Source organism: Flavobacterium psychrotrophum (assembly GCF_003403075.1).
GTDB classification, from domain to species: Bacteria; Bacteroidota; Bacteroidia; order Flavobacteriales; family Flavobacteriaceae; genus Flavobacterium; species Flavobacterium psychrotrophum.
On record NZ_CP031557.1, the window covers coordinates 3937572 to 3960854 of the forward strand.

Annotated in this window: 18 protein-coding genes; 7 read left to right on the forward strand and 11 right to left on the reverse strand. The window is 42.4% G+C overall.

The genetic code is table 11. From position 1 onward, the window contains the following. Window positions 1–16 precede the first annotated feature (16 nt). Both DYH63_RS17040 and DYH63_RS17045 read right to left on the reverse strand, forming a co-directional pair. Window positions 17–979 (reverse strand): succinylglutamate desuccinylase/aspartoacylase family protein, encoded by a 963-nt coding sequence (locus DYH63_RS17040; RefSeq protein WP_116789940.1) that lies wholly within the window; start codon window positions 977–979, stop codon window positions 17–19. Next, window positions 976–2442 carry an ATP-binding cassette domain-containing protein gene (locus DYH63_RS17045; protein WP_116789941.1) on the reverse strand — a complete coding sequence of 489 codons (1467 nt, stop codon included), beginning with the start codon at window positions 2440–2442 and terminating at the stop codon, window positions 976–978. The genes DYH63_RS17040 and DYH63_RS17045 overlap by 4 nt, the downstream gene beginning before the upstream one ends. A gap of 175 nt (window positions 2443–2617) precedes the next feature. On the opposite strand from DYH63_RS17045, the gene uvrC reads away from it, so the two are divergent. Together uvrC and DYH63_RS17055 are read left to right on the forward strand one after the other, a co-directional pair. After that, window positions 2618–4414 carry an excinuclease ABC subunit UvrC gene (gene uvrC, locus DYH63_RS17050; RefSeq protein WP_116789942.1) on the forward strand — a complete coding sequence of 599 codons (1797 nt, stop codon included), beginning with the start codon at window positions 2618–2620 and terminating at the stop codon, window positions 4412–4414. Beyond that, complete coding sequence (locus DYH63_RS17055; protein WP_116789943.1) at window positions 4415–6616, forward strand: patatin-like phospholipase family protein; 2202 nt, start codon at window positions 4415–4417, stop codon at window positions 6614–6616. Between the two features lie 51 nt (window positions 6617–6667). On the opposite strand, the gene DYH63_RS17060 is transcribed toward DYH63_RS17055, so the two are convergent. From DYH63_RS17060 to rbfA, 3 genes are read right to left on the reverse strand one after another with little or no spacing between them, the layout of a single operon-like run. After that, entirely contained in the window at window positions 6668–8092 is a 1425-nt protein-coding gene (locus tag DYH63_RS17060) for an MATE family efflux transporter (RefSeq protein WP_116789944.1), read from the reverse strand. Between the two features lie 48 nt (window positions 8093–8140). Further along, the gene (locus tag DYH63_RS17065) at window positions 8141–9349 is read right to left on the reverse strand and encodes an ABC transporter permease (RefSeq protein WP_116789945.1); all 1209 of its coding nucleotides are present in this window, start codon (window positions 9347–9349) and stop codon (window positions 8141–8143) included. A 7-nt stretch (window positions 9350–9356) separates the two neighbouring features. After that, window positions 9357–9749, reverse strand: coding sequence for a 30S ribosome-binding factor RbfA (gene rbfA / locus DYH63_RS17070; protein ID WP_116789946.1), 393 nt, complete (start codon window positions 9747–9749; stop codon window positions 9357–9359). A 198-nt stretch (window positions 9750–9947) separates the two neighbouring features. On the opposite strand from rbfA, the gene DYH63_RS17075 reads away from it, so the two are divergent. The 4 genes from DYH63_RS17075 (at window position 9948) to mce (ending at window position 12487) form a co-directional block, all read left to right on the forward strand. Continuing rightward, window positions 9948–10376, forward strand: a complete 429-nt coding sequence (locus tag DYH63_RS17075) for a hypothetical protein (protein ID WP_116789947.1) — start codon at window positions 9948–9950, stop codon at window positions 10374–10376. After that, complete coding sequence (locus tag DYH63_RS17080; RefSeq protein ID WP_116789948.1) at window positions 10366–10566, forward strand: helix-turn-helix transcriptional regulator; 201 nt, start codon at window positions 10366–10368, stop codon at window positions 10564–10566. The genes DYH63_RS17075 and DYH63_RS17080 overlap by 11 nt, the downstream gene beginning before the upstream one ends. A 65-nt stretch (window positions 10567–10631) precedes the next feature. After that, a complete protein-coding gene (locus tag DYH63_RS17085; protein ID WP_116789949.1) occupies window positions 10632–12077 on the forward strand; it encodes a ligand-binding sensor domain-containing protein in 1446 nt (481 codons plus the stop codon). Continuing rightward, window positions 12077–12487: a methylmalonyl-CoA epimerase gene (mce, locus tag DYH63_RS17090; RefSeq protein WP_116789950.1), complete on the forward strand. Its 411-nt coding sequence runs from the start codon at window positions 12077–12079 to the stop codon at window positions 12485–12487. Before DYH63_RS17085 ends, mce begins: the two co-directional genes overlap by 1 nt. A gap of 99 nt (window positions 12488–12586) precedes the next feature. On the opposite strand, the gene thiL is transcribed toward mce, so the two are convergent. From thiL to DYH63_RS17115, 5 genes are all read right to left on the reverse strand, one after another. Continuing rightward, window positions 12587–13639, reverse strand: a complete 1053-nt coding sequence (thiL, locus tag DYH63_RS17095) for a thiamine-phosphate kinase (RefSeq protein WP_116789951.1) — start codon at window positions 13637–13639, stop codon at window positions 12587–12589. A gap of 116 nt (window positions 13640–13755) precedes the next feature. Then, window positions 13756–14517 (reverse strand): succinate dehydrogenase/fumarate reductase iron-sulfur subunit, encoded by a 762-nt coding sequence (locus tag DYH63_RS17100; RefSeq protein WP_116789952.1) that lies wholly within the window; start codon window positions 14515–14517, stop codon window positions 13756–13758. Window positions 14518–14530: 13 nt separating this feature from the next. Further along, window positions 14531–16540, reverse strand: coding sequence for a fumarate reductase/succinate dehydrogenase flavoprotein subunit (locus DYH63_RS17105; RefSeq protein ID WP_116789953.1), 2010 nt, complete (start codon window positions 16538–16540; stop codon window positions 14531–14533). Window positions 16541–16549: 9 nt separating this feature from the next. Next, window positions 16550–17395 carry a succinate dehydrogenase cytochrome b subunit gene (locus DYH63_RS17110; RefSeq protein ID WP_116789954.1) on the reverse strand — a complete coding sequence of 282 codons (846 nt, stop codon included), beginning with the start codon at window positions 17393–17395 and terminating at the stop codon, window positions 16550–16552. 299 nt (window positions 17396–17694) lie between these two features. Next, entirely contained in the window at window positions 17695–18546 is an 852-nt protein-coding gene (locus tag DYH63_RS17115; RefSeq protein WP_116789955.1) for a ChaN family lipoprotein, read from the reverse strand. A gap of 216 nt (window positions 18547–18762) precedes the next feature. Here DYH63_RS17115 and DYH63_RS17120 point away from each other — a divergent pair, with 216 nt between their 5' ends. Then, complete coding sequence (locus tag DYH63_RS17120; protein ID WP_116790872.1) at window positions 18763–20124, forward strand: hydroxymethylglutaryl-CoA synthase family protein; 1362 nt, start codon at window positions 18763–18765, stop codon at window positions 20122–20124. A 171-nt stretch (window positions 20125–20295) separates the two neighbouring features. On the opposite strand, the gene DYH63_RS17125 is transcribed toward DYH63_RS17120, so the two are convergent. Then, window positions 20296–23169 (reverse strand): triple tyrosine motif-containing protein, encoded by a 2874-nt coding sequence (locus DYH63_RS17125; RefSeq protein WP_116789956.1) that lies wholly within the window; start codon window positions 23167–23169, stop codon window positions 20296–20298. Window positions 23170–23283: the final 114 nt, after the last annotated feature.

Genomic DNA, 23283 nt, shown 5'->3' on the forward strand with positions numbered 1-23283 from the left:
GCTATCATGTTGCCACCTATCCCAACTTCACGCTAATATGAAAAATAGCATCCCCCTGATACACAATCGGGGCATCGTTGCTGTTGATAATATAGCCACTATGCGGGGCACGAACCTTTTTTTCAAATTTACCAAACGGGTCGGTAATATGGGCAATAACCTCGCCTTTGGTAACATACTGCCCGGCTTTAATCTGGTTTTGGAACAAGCCCGAGTTGCGTGCCCGTACCCACGCCGAGGTAAGAATATATTTGGTAGGCGCGGCGGCAATATGTGCCGTTTTTTTAGGGTTTAGCATTCCTAGTTCATTCAGCAATCGTTTAGCACCTTGTACGCCTTCTTCGGTAATTTCACTATTCAGGTCGAGCGACTTACCGCCTTCAAACAATAGCATTTTTACCCCCAGTTTGCCACACGCATTACGAAACGACCCTGCAATGTTTTTGCTGTACAGCGTAAAAGGCGCATTAAACACATCGCTCAGGTCTTTTAGTTCCGGGTTATTAGGCACTATCCTGATTTGCGGAGCATTAAAGCGGCTGGCGCCCCCGGCATGAAAATCTACAGCATACTCTATATGAGGCACAATTTCCTTTAACAGATGATAGGCAAACCTGCTGGCAAGCGAGCCCATCTTACTACCGGGAAACACGCGGTTAAGGTCGCGCCCATCAGGAAACTCCCTGCTCTTATTTATAAAACCAAAAATATTAACCACCGGCATACAAATAATAGTACCTGTTTTAGGTTTGTTGATGTTGCGGGTTATAATTTGGCGCACTATCTCTGTACCATTTATCTCATCGCCGTGCAGCCCTGCCGAAAACAGCACTACAGGCCCGTCAATTTTAGAGCGTTCTACAATTATCGGTATCTTAAGCTTGGTCATGGTATGCAGGCGGGCAATTTCCATGTTAATGGTTTTACCCTCACCGGGTTTTATGGTTTCTCCAAGTATGGTAATGTCTTTCTGGCTCATAGGCTATGGGTATTGGTTGCGGTTTCCAAAACTTTGCCTGCGTTCAGGGTTAGTCTTTGGGCAACGCATTCGGGTATTTCGTGTTCGTAATGACTCACGTAGAGCAGTGTGGTTTGGGTACTGCTGCAAATATGGTTAATAATGGTTTTAAAATGATTTACCTGCGCGCTGTCCAGCCCCTGGCAGGGCTCGTCGAGTATCAGCAAGGGCGGTTTTTTTATCAGGGCGCGTATAAGCAGGCAAATGCGTTGCGCCGAAAGCGGTACCGTAGCAAATACCTTATCGGCAAACGCTTCAACACCCGTAAGGCGCATCCATTGCAGGATGGTATCGCGATGTTCTTCTTTTGGTTTGCGGAACAGCCCCATGGTATCATAGCATCCGGACTCAATTACCTGTATACAGCTTTGGTCTTTAGGAAAGAATTTTGGCAATTCTGCCGATACAAATCCGGTATTCTTTTTAATGTCCCAGATGCTTTCGCCCGAACCTCGTTTACGGTCAAACAATATAATGTCATTGGCATAAGCCTGTGGGTTGTCGCCGTTTACCAGGCTTAGCAGTGTGCTTTTACCCGCACCGTTATGGCCTTGTATCGCCCAGCGTTCGCCCTGTTTTACCTGCCAGTTGATATCATCTAAAATAATCTTCTCTGCATATTTGATGGAGACGTTTTGCATTTTGATGATGTGCTCAAAGGCCGCCAACTGCCAGTCCGCAACCAGTTCCTGAAGCAGGACCGTATCAAAAGTGTTTTCTTCTGAAAAATTATAATCTGCAGAATCAAAATCTCCTGCCAATAACGCTGCCGTAATTTCACCGTTATCAAGAACTGCAATATTTGTTATACATGACGGAATTTCATCGGGTGCTGTAGCAATCACTACATTAATACCCGAATTGATAACCTCTTCCAGAAGCAAATCAAAATTTTTACGCGAAGCCACATCAAGCCCCGCCAACGGATTATCTAAAAGCAATAATGCGGGATTTTTTATCAGGGCTTCTGCCAAAAGCAACCTGCGGGTTTCGCCATTGCTCAGCATGATTACAGGTTTATCTGCCAGGTAATTCAGGTTGAGCCGTTCGAATGTGTGTACTAACGTCCAGGTTTGACTTTCGCTGAAAGGCTGAATGCTTTTAAGATATTCGGTTACCGTTAGCGCGTCCTGGCTATCGGCACTGTTAAAGCGTTGCTGATAGTAGAAATCGCCGATATTCGATTTGTTTTTAAAATGCGAAGTGTTGCTAACCAACACAGCTGACTTTGCCTGCTGCACTACACTGCCCGTAACCAGTAGCTTACCTGCCATAGCCTGCAACAAAACCGGAATACCCGATGTTGCTGTGCCGGTAATTGCCCAGTGCTGCCCTTTTTCGATCTTAAAAGTCAGCGCTTCAAAAATGGCAATGCCCCGGTCTTTAATGGTTACGTTATTATAATCTAAAAGTACTTCACTCATGTACACGGTCTGCGGAACAGCAGGCTATTCCTGTTAAAGCATAAAAATAATAAATTAGGTTTGGTTACCGTAACATTTCGACTGGTTTTATCGTTTAAACTTTAACTGTGTTAAACCCACTATCGTACACGTAACCATTATTAAACTTATGGATAATGTTTGTTAACTTTGCTGTATGCAAACGCCCTTAGAATTACAGATACAAACCCTGCCGGACAGCCCGGGGGTGTATCAATACTTTGACAAAGACGATAAGCTGCTGTATGTGGGTAAGGCCAAGAACCTTAAAAAGAGGGTAATGTCCTATTTTAATAAGGTGCATGAGGTAGGCCGTACCCGTGTTATGGTACGCAAAATTGTGAGCATAAAACACATTGTGGTGCTTACCGAAAGTGAGGCTTTGCTGCTGGAAAACAACCTGATAAAAAAACTACAGCCCCGCTACAACGTACTTCTTAAAGACGATAAGACCTACCCGTGGATATGCATTAAACGCGAACCTTTTTCGCGCATTTTCCCTACGCGGAATGTTATTAAAGACGGGAGCGAGTACTTTGGGCCCTATACTAACTTTCGTACCGTACACACGTTGCTCGACCTTATAAAGGAGCTGTATCCGTTACGTACCTGCAATTATGATCTTACCCCAACTAATGTGCGTGCAGGTAAATATAAAGTATGCCTGGAATATCATATAGGCAATTGCAAAGGCCCGTGTGAAGAGCACGAATCTCTCGAAAATTACCAGCATCATGTAAATGCCATTCGCGAAATACTTAAGGGCAACTTTAAAGAGAGCCTTAAAGATTTTAAAAAGCTGATGCAGGACTTGGCTGTAGACATGCGCTTTGAAGAAGCACAGCGCATTAAAGAAAAGATAGAAGTACTGGAAAGCTACCAGTCGCGCAGCACGGTATTTAACCCGCGTATTAACAACCTCGACTGCTTTACCATCATCAGCGATGAGAGCATGGCCTATGTAAACTTTATACAGGTTTCGCATGGCGCCATTATCCGTTCGCATACCATGGAAATTAAAAAGAAACTGGACGAGCCGGACGAAGAACTGCTGGAAATAGCCGTGGTAGAATTGCGTGAGCGCTTTAACCTGCTAAGCCGGGAAGTACTGGCATCATATGAAATAAACCTGGGCGAAAATGTAAACGTTACCGTGCCTAAAATGGGCGACAAAAAGCTGATACTCGACATGAGCGAACGCAATGCCCGTTTTTTCCGTATGGATCAGCTCAAACAAATAAAGATCGTAGACCCGGACAGGCATACAAACCGCGTTATGGCGCAAATGAAAAAAGACCTGCGCCTGCCCGAAGAACCCCGACATATAGAGTGTTTTGACAACTCTAACATTCAGGGTACAAACCCGGTGAGTGCCTGCGTAGTATTTAAAGATGGCAAGCCGAGTAAGAAGGACTACCGCCATTTTAATATTAAAACCGTAGAAGGCCCTAACGACTTTGCAAGTATGGAAGAGGTGGTGTACCGCCGCTACAAACGCCTGCAGGACGAAAACCAGCCCCTGCCCCAACTTATCATAATCGACGGTGGAAAAGGGCAGCTAAGCTCGGCGTTAAAAAGCCTGGACGACCTTGGGCTTCGAGGAAAGATAACTATCTTAGGCATCGCTAAAAGGCTGGAAGAGATCTTCTACCCCGGCGATTCGGTACCCCTGTATTTAGACAAAAAAAGCGAAACGCTAAAAATCATACAACACCTGCGCAACGAGGCACACCGCTTTGGTATTACCCACCACCGCGACAAGCGCAGTAAGGGTGCCTTACAAACATCTGTAGAAAGCATACCGGGCATAGGCGAAAAAACCATGATAACGCTCATAAAGCACTTTAAATCGGTTAAGCGCATGGCAGCCTCTACAGAAGAAGAAATTGCAAAGGTGGTAGGGCCATCAAAAGCAAAAAAGATAACGGAATATTATACGGACAAGACCAAGTAAATGAAGAAACTGCTACTCCTGCTGCTCTGCCTATCGCTTACAAAAATGGCGGCACAGGAGGAAAAACATAAGCCTAAAGTAGGCGTTGTACTCAGCGGCGGCGGGGCTAAAGGCCTTGCCCACATTGGCGTATTAAAAGTACTGGAAGAAGCCGGTGTAGAAGTATCTTACATAGGCGGAACCAGCATGGGCGCTATTGTAGGCGGGCTGTATGCCGCAGGCTATTCTGCAAAGGAGCTTGATTCTATTTTTCGCTCGCTTGATGCCGATGCGTTACTGCGCGATTATACGCCCCGGGTTTCTAAAAACTTTTTTGAGAAACGGAATGATGAGATGTATGCGCTACAGCTACCGTTTAAAAATTTCAGGATAGGTGTACCTACAGCCTTATCTAAAGGGCTTTACAATTATACTACCGTTAACCGCCTTACAGACCATGTGCGGCACATTCGCGATTTTAAAAAATTGCCAATCCCTTTTGTGTGTATCGCTACAGATATTGAAACCGGCGAAGAAGTGGTGCTGAATAATGGGGTATTGGCCGATGCCATACTTGCCAGTGGGGCATTTCCGTCTTTATATAACCCTGTGGAGATAGACGGCCGCCTGCTTATAGATGGCGGCGTTACCAATAACTACCCTATTGAAGAAGTGCGCAGAATGGGGGCAGACATTGTAATAGGCGTAGATGTACAGGATCCGTTAAAGAACCGCGACCAGATAAGGGGCGCCACGGGCATACTCGTGCAGATAAACAACTACCAGATGATACAAAAAATGACGGAAAAGCGCAAAGCTACCGACATTTACATTAAACCAGACATCTCGGCTTTTACCGTAGTATCTTTTGAAGATGGCGGCGCGATAATTGACCAGGGCGAAAAAGCCGGGCGCGAAATGCTGGCTAAGCTACTGCCCCTTGGCGGAGGACAGCCTGTAATAAAAAAACCACTGCCCTTACAGGATTCTATTTATGTAGAGCAAATACGCATTGCCGGATTAAATAATTATACACGTTCGTATGTAATTGGAAAGCTAAACTTTAAACCTGCAAGCACCATTACTTATGAAGACCTTAATAACGGCCTTAGTACTCTTAATGCTACACAAAACTTTACCTCAATGAGCTATTGTTTTGAACCCGGCGAAAAGAAGGGAGAGATATTAAAACTTACGTTAAAGGAAAACCCTATTAACCGCTACATTAAATTTGGCCTGCATTACGACCCGCTTTACAAGAGTGCAATATTGCTAAACATGACACAAAAAAACTTTGTGAAACGAAACGATGTAGCCTCACTGGATGTGATATTGGGCGATAATTTCAGGTATAATTTTGATTATTATATAGACAACGGTTTCCACCTGAGTTATGGGCTGCATTCGCATTACTCCAGTTTTAACCGTAATATATCTGCCGATTACACTACCGGGGCCTTGGCGGAATTGCTTGGGAATGACACCATGAACATCGACTTTAAAGACTTTACAAACCAGTTGTATATACAAACCATTTTTGCACAACGCTTTTTAATAGGTGGTGGTGCAGAATATAAGCATATTAAAATACAGTCGCCTACATTGCCGGGTGTAAACCCTGTGTTTGATGACAGTGATTATTTTAATGCCTATGGCTACATCAAGTTTGACTCGTATGATGACAAGTATTTTCCAACAGAAGGATATTACTTTTCAGGAGAAGCCAAAGCATTCTTATTCTCATCAGATTATACCAATACGTTTGACCGTTTTACACTTATAAAAGGTGAGCTGGGCACGGCACAAACCATTTTTGATCATTGCACGTTGCTCCTGCAAACCGAAACAGGCATGTCTTTTGGAGAAAACAAAGTGCCTACCTTCGATTTTGTACTGGGAGGTTATGGTTATTATCCGTCGCACAGTTTCAGGCATTTTTATGGTTATGATTTTCTGAGCCTTTCCGGCAACAGCTATATAAAAGGCAGCATTACTGCAGATTATGAGATATTCAAAAAGAACCACCTTAATTTTAGTGCAAACTATGCCAACATAGGCAATAACCTTTATGAAGAGGGTAAGATGTTCTCCATTCCGCAATACTCTGGCTATGCATTTGGCTATGGCATGGAAACCATTTTAGGCCCTGTAGAAATAAAACACAGCTGGAGCCCCGAAAGCCACAAACATTTCACTTGGATAAGTGTGGGTTTTTGGTTTTAAATCCCCACACTTTTTATTCCGAGAGATATATGTCAAAATCTGTATTTACAACTACACTTTAACTTTTTTCCACCCACCCCTTTTAAAAAGGATAAAACTGGCAATACTCATGCACGTTTCGGCTACAGGTATGGCTATAAACACGCCAAGAGGCCCTAACTCAAACTTTAGCGCCATGAGGTAGGCAAATGGTATTTGGAACAGCCAGAAGCCTATAAGGTTTACTTTAGTAGGCGTTTTAGTATCTCCTGCACCATTAAAGGCATTGATCATAACCATGCCCACGCCATAAAATATATAACCCAGGCTCAGTATGCGAATAGCCTTAACGGCAATATCATGCACATCGGGGTTATTGGTAAAATACCACATCAGGCTATCGGCACTTAATAATGTTATTATCATAATGGCCGCCATATATATAACATTAAACTTGGCTGTAACAAGTACAGATCGTTCTGCCCTTTCTACATTTCCGGCACCCAGGTTCTGCCCTACCAGCGTAGCAGCGGCACCGCTTAGCCCCCATGCAGGCAGCATAAAGAACATCATAATGCGCAGGGCGCTCTGGTAACCGGCAGACCCTTCGTCTTTACCCGTAAGAGCTACAAGCTCTGCAAGAAATATCCAGCTGCATGAGGCTATTACAAATTGCAATACACCCGGAGCTGCTACTTTTGCCAATGCCTTTATCTGCTCCATATCGGGCTTTAAATAACTCCACATAACTTTCACAAGCCCTTTGCCGTTAAACAAATTGTATAGCTGGTACAGCACACCCATGCTGCGCCCTATGGTTGTAGCTATGGCTGCACCGGTAAGCCCAAAAGCAGGCACAGGCCCCCAGCCATTAATAAGCAACGGACATAAAAGGATATTAAAAAGATTAGCTATCCAAAGGCTTTTCATGGCAATGGCGGCATTACCCGCACCACGAAATATTCCGTTTAGCAAAAACAATAGCATAATAGCAAACGTACTGCCAAACATAATGCGCATAAAAGGTGTACCATACACCGCCGATTCATGCGACGACCCCATGGCTTTTAGTATATCTGTTGCAAAGATAAAACCCGGCACCGCCAGTAGCACGTTAATGCTTAGCGCCACTATTACTGCCTGCATACCGGCACGCCCGGCAGCCTCGGTATCTTTTTCGCCCACACGCCGTGCCACAGTAGCCGTAGCTGCCATACTTACTCCTATGGCAATGGAATATAATATGGTAAGTACAGATTCTGTTAAGCCTACCGTTTGTACTGCAAAGCTGCTGTTTTCAAGATGGCCTACAAAATACAGGTCTACCAGTGCAAAGACCGATTCCATCATCATTTCGAGCATCATGGGTATAGCCAACAGCAATACCGCCCTGCGGATGCTGCCTTTTGTAAAATCGATATTTTCGCCGTTGAGCGATTGCTTCAGCAGCGTATAAAAGCGTGTAAGGGCACTCTTATTTTGTCCTTTTTCAGCCATGATTTTTTGATTTTTTTAGATTGGATAGAAAACCCCAGGAAACGGGAATTAATTTTCTATGATCGAAAGGTTTACCCTGGATGCGGCAATGCGCGATGCTATAACACCCAATATAAATATTGTAGCGAGTACTATTAACACATTCATTCCCGTAAATGCCGTTGGGTAGGCCATAGACGGTGTTATCATAAGCAGGTTAAATTGCTGCTGTGCCAAAACAATTACAATTCCCAGTGCAAGCCCGAAGAATGCGCCTAATGCAGTTATAAATATACCCTGCATAAAAAAGATGCTACACAGGCTGCGCAGTTCTGCCCCAAGGCTATATAGTGTGCGGATATTGTCCTGCTTATCAAGTATCAGCATAATAAGCGCGCCCGCAAGGCAAAATAATGTAAGCACTACAACTAAAGAACAAAACAGGTAGGTAACCAGGTTTTCTGCATTCAGCATTTTGTAAAGCGAATCGTTAAGCTGCGCCCTGTTTTTTATGGTAACCTTATTTTTAAATATCTTTTGAAGATCATCAGTAACAGAAGCTTCGTTTGCACCGGGCTTCATCTTGATTTCAATATTAGTGTATTGCCCGTTTTTAAACTCAAGCAGATCCTGCGCAAGGTCGAGACTGCAATATACGTAGCGGTTGTCTATATCTTCGTTAACCGAATATACGCCTACAACCATCAGCTCTTCTTTATTAAAACCGTCTTCTTCAGAGTTTATACCGCCCTTGCCTGCTTTTGGCACATATACCTCCAGCGCTTTAGCCATATTAAAAAGCCCCAGCGACAAGCGGTTGTAAATACCCGCGCCTACTACTACCTGGCCGCTGTGGGGCATAAGCCATTGCCCGCCAAGAAGCCTTTTGGGGCTGTTCATAGCCGCAACTTTAGTATAAGTACTATCTACTCCCTTAAGGTAAGCCACCTGCTCTTTTCCGTTATAGAAAAAAAGCACGCGCTCTTCTACCACGAAAGTGTAAGCCGCTATATTTTTTAAGGCTTTGAGTTCTTTTTGCTGGGCAGCGTCAATAAAAAATGACTTGCCCGCAGCTGCTTCCAGTTTGAGGTCGGGGTCTGTATCGTTAGCAAAAGAAAGGCTAAAATCGCGCAGCCCACTAAAAACCGACATGATTACAAACAGCGCGGCGGTACTTACCAGTATGCCCAATGCAGCAATGCCCGTAATAATATTTACGGCCGTGCTTTTACTGCGGGTTATGGTGTAGCGCCTTGCTATGTATAATGCTATGCCCAAAGATGGTTTACATTTTCTTGCGCCTCTCTAAAAGCTCAGGGTTTGTAATAGGATTGTTTTCGCCGGTAAGTTCGCGGTCCAGCTTCTCGATACGATCCAGCGAGTCGTCTATAAAGAACACAAGGTTTGGCACCTTGCGCAATTGTAGCCTTACGCGCTGCGAAAGGTCGTGTTTTATAAGTGGTGCGTTGCTTTTTACAGCAGCCATTATCTCAGCTCCTTTTTCAGTAGGAAAAACGCTAAGATATACTTTTGCTATAGAAAGGTCTGACGTTACCATTACTTTAGATACCGAAAGCACCAGGTTGCTCACTCCATTTTTACGCACTTCGCCCTGTAGTATGTCTACTAAATCTTTTTGCAGCAGTGCCCCTATTTTTTTTTGCCTGTTTGTTTCCATTTTGCAAAAATACTCAATTTATCGTTAGGAGATGTAAAGTTTCAAGACTCCAACGGTTTATAGTTTTATATTGTGATATCTGATTGTACTTAGATGACCGTAAAAAATTCTTCTGAAATATTTTGTTATTTCAAAATGTAAAGTATATTTGTCATATAGAAAAACAAATTTTACAAAAAGACAATTAAATTAAACATTATGAAACCAATATCAAACAAGTACACACGCTCTTTATTGCCAAATTATTTTAAAAAAATAGGCATTGGCGTTGTGGCTTCCTCCATCATTGCATTACTATCTGCAAAACCTTTTATTAGCGATGCCAGCGAGGAAATTAAAGATTTTGCATTTCTGGCAATCCTTAACTTCATTATTCTTGGTATCTTCCTGTTTGCATGGTCTGCAAACAAAATAGAAGATGAAATGACACTTCAGATACGTTTAAAAGCTGTACTGGCAAGTTTTATTTTCATTATTGCATATGCTTTTATGTACCCGTTTATTTCTTTCTTTATATTTGGCGACAATGACTTTGAATTAAGTATCCAACAAGCAATTCTTACCATGCTCATTGTTTTTATAATGACCCACAGGATGATGCTTAAAGGAATGAACAATGAAAAATAAACTAAAAGTAGAACGTGCAAAGCTGGACATGACCCAACAGGACCTGGCCGACAAAATTGGTGTTTCGCGCCAAACGATAAACTCTATCGAAAGCCAGAAATATGTACCGTCTACCGTGCTGGCCTTAAAGCTATCAGCATTGTTTAATACACCTGTAAATGAAATTTTTACTTTAGAGGAGGAGGATTAGTTTATCTTAAAGCAATTTGGTATAATCTGCTATATTTGTGCAATCAATATACCAACCAATAAATCATGTTTAAAAAATTATTAGCATTTTTCCTGTGCATGTATACTTTGGCAGGATTTTCACAGCATTTTTATAATGAAAAATTTGAAGGCTGCAAACTGGACCGCTTTTGTCTTGATTGTGGTATGCCAAAAGTTACCTTGCCTGAAGATTTTACAGCACAACTTGCTAAAGGACTTGACAGCAAATCTTTAAAAAATATATCCGGAGAAATTGAGGTACAGGTTTTAATTGATTCAGAAGGTGTAGCCTGCTTACTTAGCGCACAAAACAGGACGAATATAAAAAGCCGTAAGCTTGATCTTCAAAATGCAGTCAATAAAACAATAAACTGGAAGCCTTGCGTAAATAAGTCAGGAGCGCAAAAATCTTCAATATCTCTCCTCTTAACTTTTAAAAATGGAAACATATCTGTAAAGCGAAGAAATTTTGATAATGTCGGAAGTGCTAACATGAAAAGTACAGGCACAACAAATGTAAAGGGCAGGGACCAAAAAGACCTTTCTGAAAACTGGGCAGTATATACACAACAAAATTCGCAGCTTCCATGGGATATGTGTCGTGCCATTGCAATTGACAGCAATGATTATGTTTGGATAGGCACAGATAATGGCGTTGTTAAATTAAAAAATAATAATTGGCAGTTGTATAACGTTAAAAATTCTGGACTGAAAGGCGAAATGTACGACAAAAACAAAACTACTACAGTAAGCAGCATAGCTATAGATAAAGCAAATAGTAAATGGTTTATTGCCGGGTGGCATATTTATGAATTTAATAACGATAAATGGACTGTTTACGACTCTGTTACCTCACCTGTAAAATGGGCCCGCAGAATTTATATTGATAATGACAACAACAAATGGTTTACCTCATGGGATGGTGTTGCAAAATTTGATGGAAAGAACTGGTCAGCCATAACAACACAAAATTCCGTATTACCCAGCAATAAAACTTTTGGAGTATTTGTAGATAACAAGAAGAAAATATGGATAGGGACTGAGAAAGGAAATATTTGCATAGACGGTAGTAAAACAATCTTATTTGGCGATTCCGATTCTCCGCTTTCTAAAGCATATATAATGCAAATGTATGAAGACAAAAACGGAAATTTATGGTTTTCACTTTATAATGACAAAAAGCAAGGCCAGGGAATTTATGTCTTAAAAACAGACGGAAACTGGCAAAACATTACCAGAAACAGAAAAGATCTTTTTGGTGAGCATTCTATAAACAACTTTTTATTAGATGAAAAAAAAGGTGTTTTATGGATAACACTAAGTAATGTTGGAGTTATAAAATATACGGTCTCTGTAGACAAATGGGAGGTATATACAAATGAAAATTCAAATATACCAAGCACATACATCGAACAAATAGCACAAAGTAGTGACGGTACAATCTGGGCTGCAACTTATGCCGGAATCATAAAACTTAACAAAAAGGATTAATGAACAAAATAGAACACATAGGTATAGCCGTAAAAGACATCGAAATATCTACACTGCTTTTTGAAAAACTGCTTAACACACCTTGCTATAAAACCGAAGAAGTTGAAAGTGAAGGTGTAAAGACAGCTTTCTTTCAGAACGGGCCAAACAAAATAGAGCTATTAGAAGCCACAAATACAGACAGCCCAATAGCTAAATTTTTAGAAAAAAAGGGAGAAGGCATCCATCACATTGCTTTTGATGTGACCGATATTGTAGCCGAAATAGCCCGTTTAAAGGCAGAAGGTTTTACCGTACTAAACGAAACCCCTAAAAAAGGTGCTGATAATAAGCTTGTGGCATTCCTGCACCCAAAAGGCACTAACGGCGTTTTAATAGAGTTGTGCCAGGAAGCGCCGGAGGCAGTTTAAAATTGTTCGGGGTTTATGGTTCATTGTTGTTCACTCATGCTCTTTTATACAGCACTTTAAAAAGAACAATGAACTATAAACCCTGAGCTTTTCTGAAAATTATTCGTTTTCAGATAGTGCATTCCATCCCCTTGATTTAAGAGGGATTTTTGTATTGGCACGGGTAATAAGGTGTATGCCTTCGCTTTCCTGTGTCATATGCCCTATAATAGTAAAATTAGGATTGTGCTTTATCTTTTCAAAATCTTCCATTTTGATGGTAAACAGCAATTCATAATCTTCACCACCATTAATGGCTACGGTTGTAATATCTATATTAAACTCCTCACAGGTATTGATAAGCTGTGGATCTACCGGTATTTTTTCTTCATACAGGTTACAGCCTACCCCGCTTGCCTTGGCAAGGTGGATAATCTCAGACGATAAACCATCCGATATGTCGATCATAGATGTTGGCTTAATCTCAAGTCCTGCCAGTAGTTCACGCACATCTGCACGTGCCTCCGGCTTTAATTGGCGCTCTATAAGATAGCTGTAAGCATCTAGGTCGGGCTGGTTTTGCGGGTTAACTTCAAACACCTGCTTTTCTCTTTCAAGTACTTTCAACCCCATGTAAGATGCCCCTATATCGCCGGTTACCACAAGCAGGTCGGTATCGCCAGCACCGTTGCGGTAGGCAACATCCTCAGCATTAGCCTCGCCAAGCGCGGTAATGCTCAATATCATTCCCTTTTGGGATGATGTGGTATCTCCCCCAACAATGTCTACACCGTAAACTCTTGCCGCAAGCTTTATACCGTCATATAATTCATCCAGCGCCTCAACCGGAAAACGGTTAGATACCGCAATAGAAACGGTTATTTGTGTAGGCTTTGCGTTCATGGCGCAAATATCGCTCACGTTAACTACCACGGCTTTGTAGCCCAAGTGTTTTAGTGGCATATAGGCCAGGTCAAAGTGTACGCCCTCTACAAGCAGGTCGGTACTCACCACTACTTTTTTATCTTTAAAATCGAGCACAGCAGCATCATCGCCTATACCGGTAAGGGTACCGGGCTGTTTTATCTCAATGTCTTTTGTAAGGTGTTCTATAAGGCCAAATTCGCCCAGGTTACCCAGGCTTGTGCGCTGCTGATTTTTATCTTCAATCATAAAGGAGTTGCAAAGTTATAAAGCTGCAAAGTTACAAAGTTTTATGATGGCACACCCATTAAAACAGAAAGCGCATCCTTTTCAGGATGCGCTTTCAATATATTTGCTTTGTTTTATTACTTAACGCTTGCAAAAAGGTATTCCCTGTTCATACGGGCAATATTCTCTAAAGAAATTCCTTTAGGGCATTCTACCTCGCACGCACCGGTATTGGTACAGTTACCAAAACCTTCTTCGTCCATCTGGCGCACCATGCTAAGTACACGCTGTGTAGCCTCTACCTTACCTTGCGGCAATAATGCATACTGAGATACTTTAGCACCTACAAACAGCATGGCAGAACCATTTTTACAACTTGCAACACAAGCACCACAACCAATACATGCCGCAGCCTCAAAAGCGCGGTCAGCATCATGCTTAGGTACCGGGGTAGCATTAGCATCTATGGTGCGGCCTGTAGTATTTACAGAAACGAAACCACCGGCCTGCTGTATCCTGTCGAAAGACGAACGGTCTACAACAAGGTCTTTAATTACCGGAAATGCCTTACTCCTCCATGGCTCTACATAAATGGTATCTCCATCTTTAAAAGAACGCATGTGCAGCTGGCAGGTAGTAACCTTGTGCGCAGGGCCGTGTGCCTGGCCATTAATGTATAGCGAACACATACCGCAAATACCTTCGCGGCAGTCGTGGTCAAAAGCTACCGGCTCCTGCCTGTTACCTACAAGCTGCTCGTTCAATTGATCAAGCATCTCAAGGAATGAGCTGTCGGTAGAAACATTATCAAGTTTATAAGTCTCGATGTTTCCTTTAGTCTTGGCGTTTTTCTGGCGCCAGATCTTAAGGGTTATATTTATATTTTTATTAGAAGCCATATTCCGTAATATTTTATTTGTAATTCCTGGCTGCGATCTTAATGTACTCGTATTTCAGCTCTTCTTTGTGCAGTACCTCGTTGTTGATGTCGTCGCCCTGGTATTCCCAAGCGCCTACAAACGCAAAGTTCTCATCATCACGAAGGGTTTCGCCTTCAGCATCCTGGTATTCTTCCCTAAAGTGGCCACCGCACGATTCTTTACGTTGTAAAGCATCACGTGCCATAAGCTGTCCAAGGTCGATAAAGTCGGCTACACGAAGTGCTTTTTCAAGCTCTGTGTTAAGTTCATCAGCAGTACCCGGTACAAATACATCTTTGTAGAATTCTGCCTTAAGGGCTGCTATTTCGGCAATTGCCTCAGTAAGCCCCTGCTCATTACGTCCCATACCTACTTTGTTCCACATAATGTGACCCAGTTTTTTATGGAAATGGTCTACCGTTTTAGTACCGTTATTGTTAAGAAAACCATCAATCTGCCCTTTTACGTTGGCCTCAGCCGCATCAAATTCTGCAGTATTGGTTGGTATCGTACCCGTACGTATTTCGTTAGCAAGATAATCAGACACCGTGTAAGGAAGTACAAAATAACCATCTGCAAGCCCCTGCATAAGTGCAGATGCACCAAGGCGGTTAGCACCGTGGTCTGAGAAGTTAGCCTCACCCGCCACGAAACAGCCCGGTATAGAACTCTGAAGATTATAATCTACCCATACACCACCCATAGTGTAATGAACGGCAGGATAAATCTTCATTGGCACTTCATACGGATTATCAGCAGTAATTTGCTCATACATCTGGAACAGGTTACCATATTTCTCCTCTATCCACGCTTTACCAAGTTTAATAACTTCTTCGTCAGACGGATGGTGGTTACCCTGTGCATAAGCGGTTTGCTTACCTTTATTGATGATCTCTGAAGAGAAATCAAGGTAAACACCTTCCTGCGTGTCGTTGTTCTCAATACCAAAACCGGCATCGCAACGCTCTTTAGCAGCACGCGAAGCTACATCTCGCGGTACAAGGTTACCAAACGCAGGGTATCTTCTTTCTAGGAAGTAATCTCTGTCGTCTTCTTTAATATCAGTTGGCTTCATCTTTCCTGCGCGGATCGCTTCAGCATCTTCTTTCTTTTTAGGAACCCAGATACGTCCTGAGTTACGAAGCGACTCAGACATCAGGGTTAGTTTACTCTGGTTAGAGCCGTGTACCGGGATACACGTAGGGTGAATTTGCACATAACAAGGGTTAGCAAAATGTGCCCCTTTTTTATGGATCTTCCACGCTGCGGTAACGTTACTACCCATAGCGTTTGTAGAAAGGAAGTACACGTTACCATATCCGCCAGAAGCGATGATAACAGCGTGTGCCGAATGCCTTTCAAGCTCGCCGGTAATAAGGTTACGTGCTATAATACCACGTGCCTTACCGTCTACCTTTACAATATCAAGCATTTCGTGGCGGTTGTACATCTGTACACGGCCAAGGCCTATTTGCCTTGAAAGTGAAGAGTACGCACCAAGAAGCAGCTGCTGGCCGGTTTGTCCTGCCGCATAAAACGTACGCTGTACCTGAGTACCACCAAAAGAGCGGTTATCAAGCATTCCGCCGTAATCGCGTGCAAAAGGAACACCCTGAGCCACACACTGGTCGATAATGTTAGCCGAAACCTCTGCAAGGCGGTGTACGTTTGCCTCACGGGCACGGTAGTCACCACCTTTTATAGTATCATAAAACAGCCTGAAAGTACTGTCTCCGTCATTTTGGTAATTTTTTGCAGCATTTATACCACCCTGTGCAGCAATGGAGTGCGCACGGCGTGGAGAATCCTGAAAACAGAAAGCCTTAACGTTGTAGCCCATTTCGCCAAGTGAAGCAGCAGCCGAAGCGCCTGCAAGGCCGGTACCTACAACAATGATATCTATCTTAGGCCTGTTGTTTGGGGCAACCAGTTTTAAGTGGTCTTTATAGTCGGTCCATTTACGGGATATATCCCCTGCCGGTATCTTAGAATCTAACGCCATATCAGTAGATTATTTTAGTATAAAGTGGATGTAAACTGGTATGAACGCAAATGCTGCCGGAACAACAATAGCAAACGCATACCCGAATTTTTTAATAAAGCCGTTGTACTTAGGATTGTTAGCACCCAAAGACTGGAATGCGCTACCAAAACCATGATACAGGTGAAACCCAAGTGTTACCATAGCAACAACATATAATATAGTAGCAATAAGCCCCATATTGTTTTCCGGGTTTTTAAAGAAGTCAACGGTAATTTTATAAAGATCTTTATAACCTTCTTTAATTTTTACATTGGCCTGGGCATCATAAAAAGACGTTCTGTCTTTTATAATAAGCCCACCCTGCTCTACTTGTGCTTTAGGTATATAACCACCATCTGTAGTTACATAAAACTCCTGAGACTGGCCTTGTGCGCTAATAGTTATGGTTTGCAACGGCATCTTTTCGTCAAAGTGCATTACAGCCCAAAAGCTTATCATGTGCGTTACAATGAACACAAGGATAACCGTACCCAGTACAGCCATGTTGCGCGATGCCCAAATGGTGTTTTTTTGTGGGCGGTTCATTACATAACCTATCGGGCGTGCTTTTTTGTTCTGAACAGTTAGCAGGATACCGTCTATCGCGTGAAAAATGATAGAAATGTAGGTTAGGTAAGAAAGTGCTTTTACCGCCGGGTTAGTGGTCATGAACAGCGCGTACTGATTAAAGTGCAGTGCGGCGAATTCTCCGGTTGAAAGTAGTTGTAAGTTGCCCAGTAAGTGCCCCACAAGGAACAGGCAGAGAAATAAACCAGTTAAAGCCATCCAGTATTTCTTGGCGATGGAAGACTTCAAAAGTGCAGATTTTGCCATAATGTTTGTTTAAAAGTATAGTGTCTTATAAAAAATCAAACAAATTTACAGCATAAAGATATTTACCACAACCATTGCACTCTAATTTATAATGAATTTAAAGTGTGGTTTTTTTTAACGTATTCTCAGCAAAAATTTACGTTATGCGTTTTTTTTACTTCATAATACTAAAAATAATTTAAAAAAATTAAGAACCTGCAATACATTACCGGAGTTACACTAATCACTAAACCGTTTGAGTGCATGCGGTAAAAATGCAAACAGCGCCTGTTTCATTACGATAACAGGCGCTGTTTTGTTTAGTATGTTTTGGTCATATCCTCATCAACAACCAGTATAAAATCTGCTTTCTTAAGATGCTCTTTCTCCAGCTTATCAAGATCTTTTTGCGACACTGCGGCTATGGTTATAATTTTAACTTCAGGCTTAAGTTTTTTTAAGTACCAGTTAATGCCGTCATAATTATCGCTATGAAACGTACCGTTGTAATGTATAAAGGTGCTGCCCGCTTTAAGGTTTTGCGCTATAGAGTATGCCATTGTAGCATCTTTTACAGCCTGTGCCTTTGGCAGGTTGTCGCCACCGTGGCCACCGCTCATCTTTAACATTTCCTGGTAGCCCGGCAGGCTGGCATCATAAGCTATGGGAAGCGGGGCTATCCAGTTTTTTTCTTCAGCACTAAGGCTATCAAGCGCATCAAAGCCTTTTTTATATACCATGCTGGCATACCTGCGCGGTACGTTTGCTGCTACAAATGGTATGTTCTTTTCTTTAGCAAAATCTACTAAGGGCTTATAATCTGTTTTATGGTTGGGCCATAAACGTGCCAGGCTGTCAAATTTCTTTTGGTCTATTTCACCCGAAAGATAACGGTTTAATACTGCCTGGTTATCGCGTTCTATCATCTCTGCACCTAAAACTAAAGCCCTCTTTTCGCTTACATCTTTAGCCAGTTCAAGCTCCAGCCAATGGATAATGGCATTATCATGATGCTCACCATACAAGACCACATCGGCAGCTTCAGCAGCTTTAAGCAGTTTTTTATACGTTGTCTTTTTACCCTCAGGTGTAAACAACTGATATCCTTGTTTGTCCTGCGCTTTAGCTCCTAACGATAGCATCACCGCGGTGAACAGATATATTAACTTCATGTTATTTATAATGATTATGAATAAAGCGCTAAAATAAACATTTTGTAACCAAAACCAGCGAATCCCTCAAAAACACTTTTGAATTGTGGCTAATTTTTTTGAATTGCAAATAAAATCTGGACTTGCCTCTTTCAGAAAGTCTCCGGCACAATTTACAGAAGTGCCATATCTGCTAAAATGCGTAAATTTGCGTTTCTTCAAAAAACAATTACATCAATGAATACCGGAATAGACGCTATTGCCTACGACATTGCCAAGATACACTTACCTATACGCACCTTTGCAGAAACACGTAATATAGATGCCGACAAACTTGAAAAAGGACTGGGACTTTATAAAATGACATTGCCCGATACCCACCAGGATACCGTGGTATTTGCTGCTAATGCCCTTACACGCCTTATTGCAGACAACCACCTTAACCCTGCCGATATAGCACGTATATATGTAGGTACAGAAAGTAGCATTGACAATTCTAAACCCATAGGGTCTTTTGTACAGGGACTAATGGAGCAGCTGCATGGCAATAACTCATTCTTGCACTGCGATACGGTAGATTTTACCTTTGCCTGCATTGGCGCGGTAGATGCCCTGCACAACTGCATAGACTTTGTGCGCCTTAATCCGGGTAAGAAAGCGGTGGTTATTGCCAGCGACATTGCCAAGTATGACCTCGAATCTTCAGGAGAATACACGCAGGGTGCAGGCGCTGTAGCCTTATTGATAAGCGAAAATCCGCGTATTATAGCTTTTGATAACAACTGGGCAATAAGTGCTAAAGGTGCTTTTGACTTCTTTAAACCGTACCGCACCCTTGCTAAAAAAGACATCTTAAACGTAGAAGGTAACGAGCCGTGGTTCGGCAACCTCGAAGCTCATATAGAAATACATAAAGACCAGCCTGTTTTTGACGGCCAATACAGCAACACGGTTTATACTGAGCGTACCCGTGAGGCCTACTATAGTTTTAAAAAACTCGCTGGTATAGAAGGTTCGCTATATGACACCTGGGAAAGCATTATTATGCACCTGCCCTATGCCTACCAGGGCCGCCGCATGTTCTCTGAGCTTTTTGCGCTTGACGCGAATGAACCACTGCTAACGGGCAACGAAGATCCTGCCGATTATCAAACAAGGCTAAGGGAAATTAGCAAAAGTGATGCTTATAAAGCATTTGTTTCCCAAAAACTGCAACCCGCAGAGCCAGCATCATCACTTATTGGTAATTTGTATACAGGATCTATATTTATGGGTTTCCTGAGTGCACTTGCCGTAAAGGCAGAACAAGCCACAGATATTACAGGCAAAACATTTGGTTTCCTGGCATACGGAAGCGGCTCTAAAAGCAAAGCCTTTCAGGGAACAATACAACCGGGCTGGAAAGTCGCTGCTGAAAAGGCCCGACTGTTTGAAACACTTGCCGAAAACACAGCTGTTGATTTTGAAACCTACACCAAACTCCACAAGAAAGAACTGGATTACAGTATAAAAGCACCTGTTAATGAATGGATCTTAGACAAGATTGAAACTGAACTACCTAATCTTACCGGCGCTCGCTATTACCGTTTTGTGGAGTAATTTCGGTAAATTGGTATCGGGCAGATTTAGTTACTTATCATTTTTTCATACATCTATACTACTTTGCGCCTTGGCGTCTTTGCGAGCCATAATTTCTCGCCAAGACGCCAAGGCGCAAAGCTTTTTAAATCAGTAATTAGAAAATAATAAAATGAAAATGATCTCTTTAAACTACATTTCTATTTCACGGCCTATACCCTCTAAAAAAGCAGGGAAATTATCCTCATTTGCTACATTAAGTTTTTTACGAATGCGGTAGCGCGCATTCTCTACCCCACGAAGCGATATGTTTAAAAGCGGTGCGATCTCTTTATTGGTAAGCCCCATTTTTACAAAGGCACACAGGCGCAACTCCCGCTGTGTAAGCGATGGGCTGAGGGTTTTAAGGGCTTCAAAAAAGTTGTGGTGTACCTTTTCAAAATGTACATCAAAAACCTCCATATACTCCTCACCTACTTTGTGGCGGTTAAGCTTCTGAAAAATTTCAAGTAGCTTTTTACGGCTTTCCTCATTGCGCAGGTAATCCCTAAGCTCCTTAAGGTCGTCTGTAATTTCAGCAAAGGCATCCTTTTTCTGCATGAGCAACATGGTATAATTGGCCAACTCTTTACTCTTATTAATTACATCTTCTTCCAGCACAGCCTTATCGCGTATTACGGCCTCTTTGTCACGCTGTAGTTTTAGCTGCTCCACTTCTAACTCCAGCATACGGCGGGTACGTTCTGCATCGCGGGTACTTTTAGCCCGTTCATACCTAATGCGCCTTTTAATCAACAGCCGTACACTATATACAAATCCGGCAGCGCCTAATACATACAATATATAAGCAGCAGTGGTTTGATACCATCTGGGTAAAACCGTAAATATATATTTAGCTTCTGTCCCCATTAGCCCAGCAGTATTGCGACTTTTTACTTTAAAGGTATACGTGCCGGGGCGCAGGTGGGTATACTCCTTAAAAGGCTGGTCCTGCCACGGGCTCCAGTCAGCATCGGTATTCTCTAACATATAGCTGTACTCTACCTGTGTGCCGTGCGTCATTTTAGGCGCTGCAAAATCAAACCGGAGGATATCCATACGGTTGGGTAGCTGCACGGGGTCATCGCCTTTGTATGTAATAGCCGCAAAATCCTGTTTTTGGGTTTGCGTATATGATATCTGTGTAATTTGGGTATGAATACCTTTCGCCGATACCGGATTGCTAATATTATACAGAAACAATCCGTTTGTAGTACCAAAAAGCATCCGGTTATCGGGCAGCCCGGCAATACATTCCATCCCGCGGTTAAAGGTACTTTTAAGGTTGAGGAACAGCCCGGTATTAACCACTGCGTTTTTATCTGCGGTTACAAAATAACCTGCTTCATCATCCTGTACAAACCAGGTGCGACCACCATGTTCTATAATCTTTCGGGTATTCTTAGACGGATTGAGAATTTTATTGAGCCGCTCAAAAGGCACAAAGCGGTTATGTGTTTCGTTGTAGGTATAAATACCCGTATTAGTTGTAAAAACTACCTTCCCCTGCCAGCGAAAAACATTTACATTAAAAGAATCCGGCAACCCATTTTTGTTGGTAAAGTGGTCTACCGCGCTAACCCTGTTATAGACTGCATTTATCCGCACCCTGAAAACACCCTGATAGCCATGGCATATCCAGTACGTATCGGGCTCATCAGCCGGAAGTATGTCGCGCGCCGACTCATTAAACCCTGCAATTTTATCGTGCAGCACCCATTCATTACCCGCATTTTCTAACAAATACAGCCCGTTGTACTGAGAAGCCAGATAGAAACCCGGCTTGCTTTTTATGGAGGTTATTTTCCAAAATCCCTGTGTGGCACTAATGCGTTTTGCTTCGCCATTTTTCAGCACAAACAGCCCCGCATCGCCAGAGGCTATAATATCATCCTGTGCTTTTTGTATGGCCCAGGCCTGCCCCTGCAATCCGCTTACTTTTTTAAACTGGGGTATTGTTTTTATATCATCTGTAAAATAAACACCTTGTGTAGTAGCGATATACAGGCTATCGCCCAATGGCAACGCATCATACACCGAGGCTTTTCCAAACAGTACACGATAAGGCGAATGATAATCGGCATAGGCTAGCCCGTTATCCTGCAACGCCCAAAAGTTTCCATCGCTTGCGCGGTAAAGGCTTTGTACAACACCATTTTGCAATCCGGTAAAGCCGGGCACATTATAATCTACTACGCCCGTACGGCTAATACTTATAATGCCAGATTCGGCCGTGCCAATATAGATACTGCCATCGCTGTTTTTAAGGGCACAATTTGCACGGCCACTATGGGTTGCATCAAAAAAACGGTTAAGCAGCTGCACCTTACCGGTAGAAAGTTCGCCACGATATAATCCCCCTTGTAGCGTAACAATAAGCAATGTACCCGGATTTTCGCCGGGCAGTATTTCAGCAACCTCTTCATTATTATAGCTTTCAGATGAAAATGCCATAATAAGTGTATTGCTCACGGGCTGTAACGTAAGGATGCCGTGCCCCATTTCCTCAACATAGTAGTTATTACCCGCCACAGCAGAATAGCTAAACATAGATGCAGACGGCAGGTGTGTAGCGGTTTTACCCGAAGTAATAATAATTTCGCTGTTAGCCCTGTAAAGCATCCGGCCATTAAAACTTTGTATATCCCAAATGTTTTCAATGTTCTTGCCGTCTGTTTGTAACTCTTTTATTAACGAACGGTATACATAATTTCCCTGTTTGTTTTTTGATAGTATTCCCGCTTCGTCATATGCACCTACATATACCGTCCCATCTTTACCGTTTGCAAGGCTGCGTACAGATGAGCTGTTTGGCAATACTATTCTTTGCCATCGCTCCCCATCATATATGAGTATGCCATCGTTGTTGCCAAAAAACAAAGTTCCGTCAGCGCTTTCTGTAGCTGCCCAAAACTGGCTATCGGCTTTAAAGTCCTGTCGGGTATATAATTTTATAGACGGTAATACCTGGGCCCACAAGTATGTTGAGGCAATAAGCAGTAAAAGCGTCAGTATATTTTTCTTCATAATGGAAAAGGTTTTCGTAACCAAAGACGAAAACGATGTAAAATTAATATAATTCTCAATTTAAAAAACAGGGATTACAACATAAAAGTGTATAATTTTTTAAATATTAAAACA

What these genes read in the sequence shown, in the direction of transcription:
- DYH63_RS17040 (WP_116789940.1), bottom strand. Translation starts at nt 979, where the DNA reads ATGAGCCAGAAAGACATTACCATACTTGGAGAAACCATAAAACCCGGT.
- DYH63_RS17045 (WP_116789941.1), bottom strand. Translation starts at nt 2,442, where the DNA reads ATGAGTGAAGTACTTTTAGATTATAATAACGTAACCATTAAAGACCGG.
- uvrC (WP_116789942.1), top strand. Translation starts at nt 2,618, where the DNA reads ATGCAAACGCCCTTAGAATTACAGATACAAACCCTGCCGGACAGCCCG.
- DYH63_RS17055 (WP_116789943.1), top strand. Translation starts at nt 4,415, where the DNA reads ATGAAGAAACTGCTACTCCTGCTGCTCTGCCTATCGCTTACAAAAATG.
- DYH63_RS17060 (WP_116789944.1), bottom strand. Translation starts at nt 8,092, where the DNA reads ATGGCTGAAAAAGGACAAAATAAGAGTGCCCTTACACGCTTTTATACG.
- rbfA (WP_116789946.1), bottom strand. Translation starts at nt 9,749, where the DNA reads ATGGAAACAAACAGGCAAAAAAAAATAGGGGCACTGCTGCAAAAAGAT.
- DYH63_RS17075 (WP_116789947.1), top strand. Translation starts at nt 9,948, where the DNA reads ATGAAACCAATATCAAACAAGTACACACGCTCTTTATTGCCAAATTAT.
- DYH63_RS17080 (WP_116789948.1), top strand. Translation starts at nt 10,366, where the DNA reads ATGAAAAATAAACTAAAAGTAGAACGTGCAAAGCTGGACATGACCCAA.
- DYH63_RS17085 (WP_116789949.1), top strand. Translation starts at nt 10,632, where the DNA reads ATGTTTAAAAAATTATTAGCATTTTTCCTGTGCATGTATACTTTGGCA.
- mce (WP_116789950.1), top strand. Translation starts at nt 12,077, where the DNA reads ATGAACAAAATAGAACACATAGGTATAGCCGTAAAAGACATCGAAATA.
- thiL (WP_116789951.1), bottom strand. Translation starts at nt 13,639, where the DNA reads ATGATTGAAGATAAAAATCAGCAGCGCACAAGCCTGGGTAACCTGGGC.
- DYH63_RS17100 (WP_116789952.1), bottom strand. Translation starts at nt 14,517, where the DNA reads ATGGCTTCTAATAAAAATATAAATATAACCCTTAAGATCTGGCGCCAG.
- DYH63_RS17105 (WP_116789953.1), bottom strand. Translation starts at nt 16,540, where the DNA reads ATGGCGTTAGATTCTAAGATACCGGCAGGGGATATATCCCGTAAATGG.
- DYH63_RS17110 (WP_116789954.1), bottom strand. Translation starts at nt 17,395, where the DNA reads ATGGCAAAATCTGCACTTTTGAAGTCTTCCATCGCCAAGAAATACTGG.
- DYH63_RS17115 (WP_116789955.1), bottom strand. Translation starts at nt 18,546, where the DNA reads ATGAAGTTAATATATCTGTTCACCGCGGTGATGCTATCGTTAGGAGCT.
- DYH63_RS17120 (WP_116790872.1), top strand. Translation starts at nt 18,763, where the DNA reads ATGAATACCGGAATAGACGCTATTGCCTACGACATTGCCAAGATACAC.
- DYH63_RS17125 (WP_116789956.1), bottom strand. Translation starts at nt 23,169, where the DNA reads ATGAAGAAAAATATACTGACGCTTTTACTGCTTATTGCCTCAACATAC.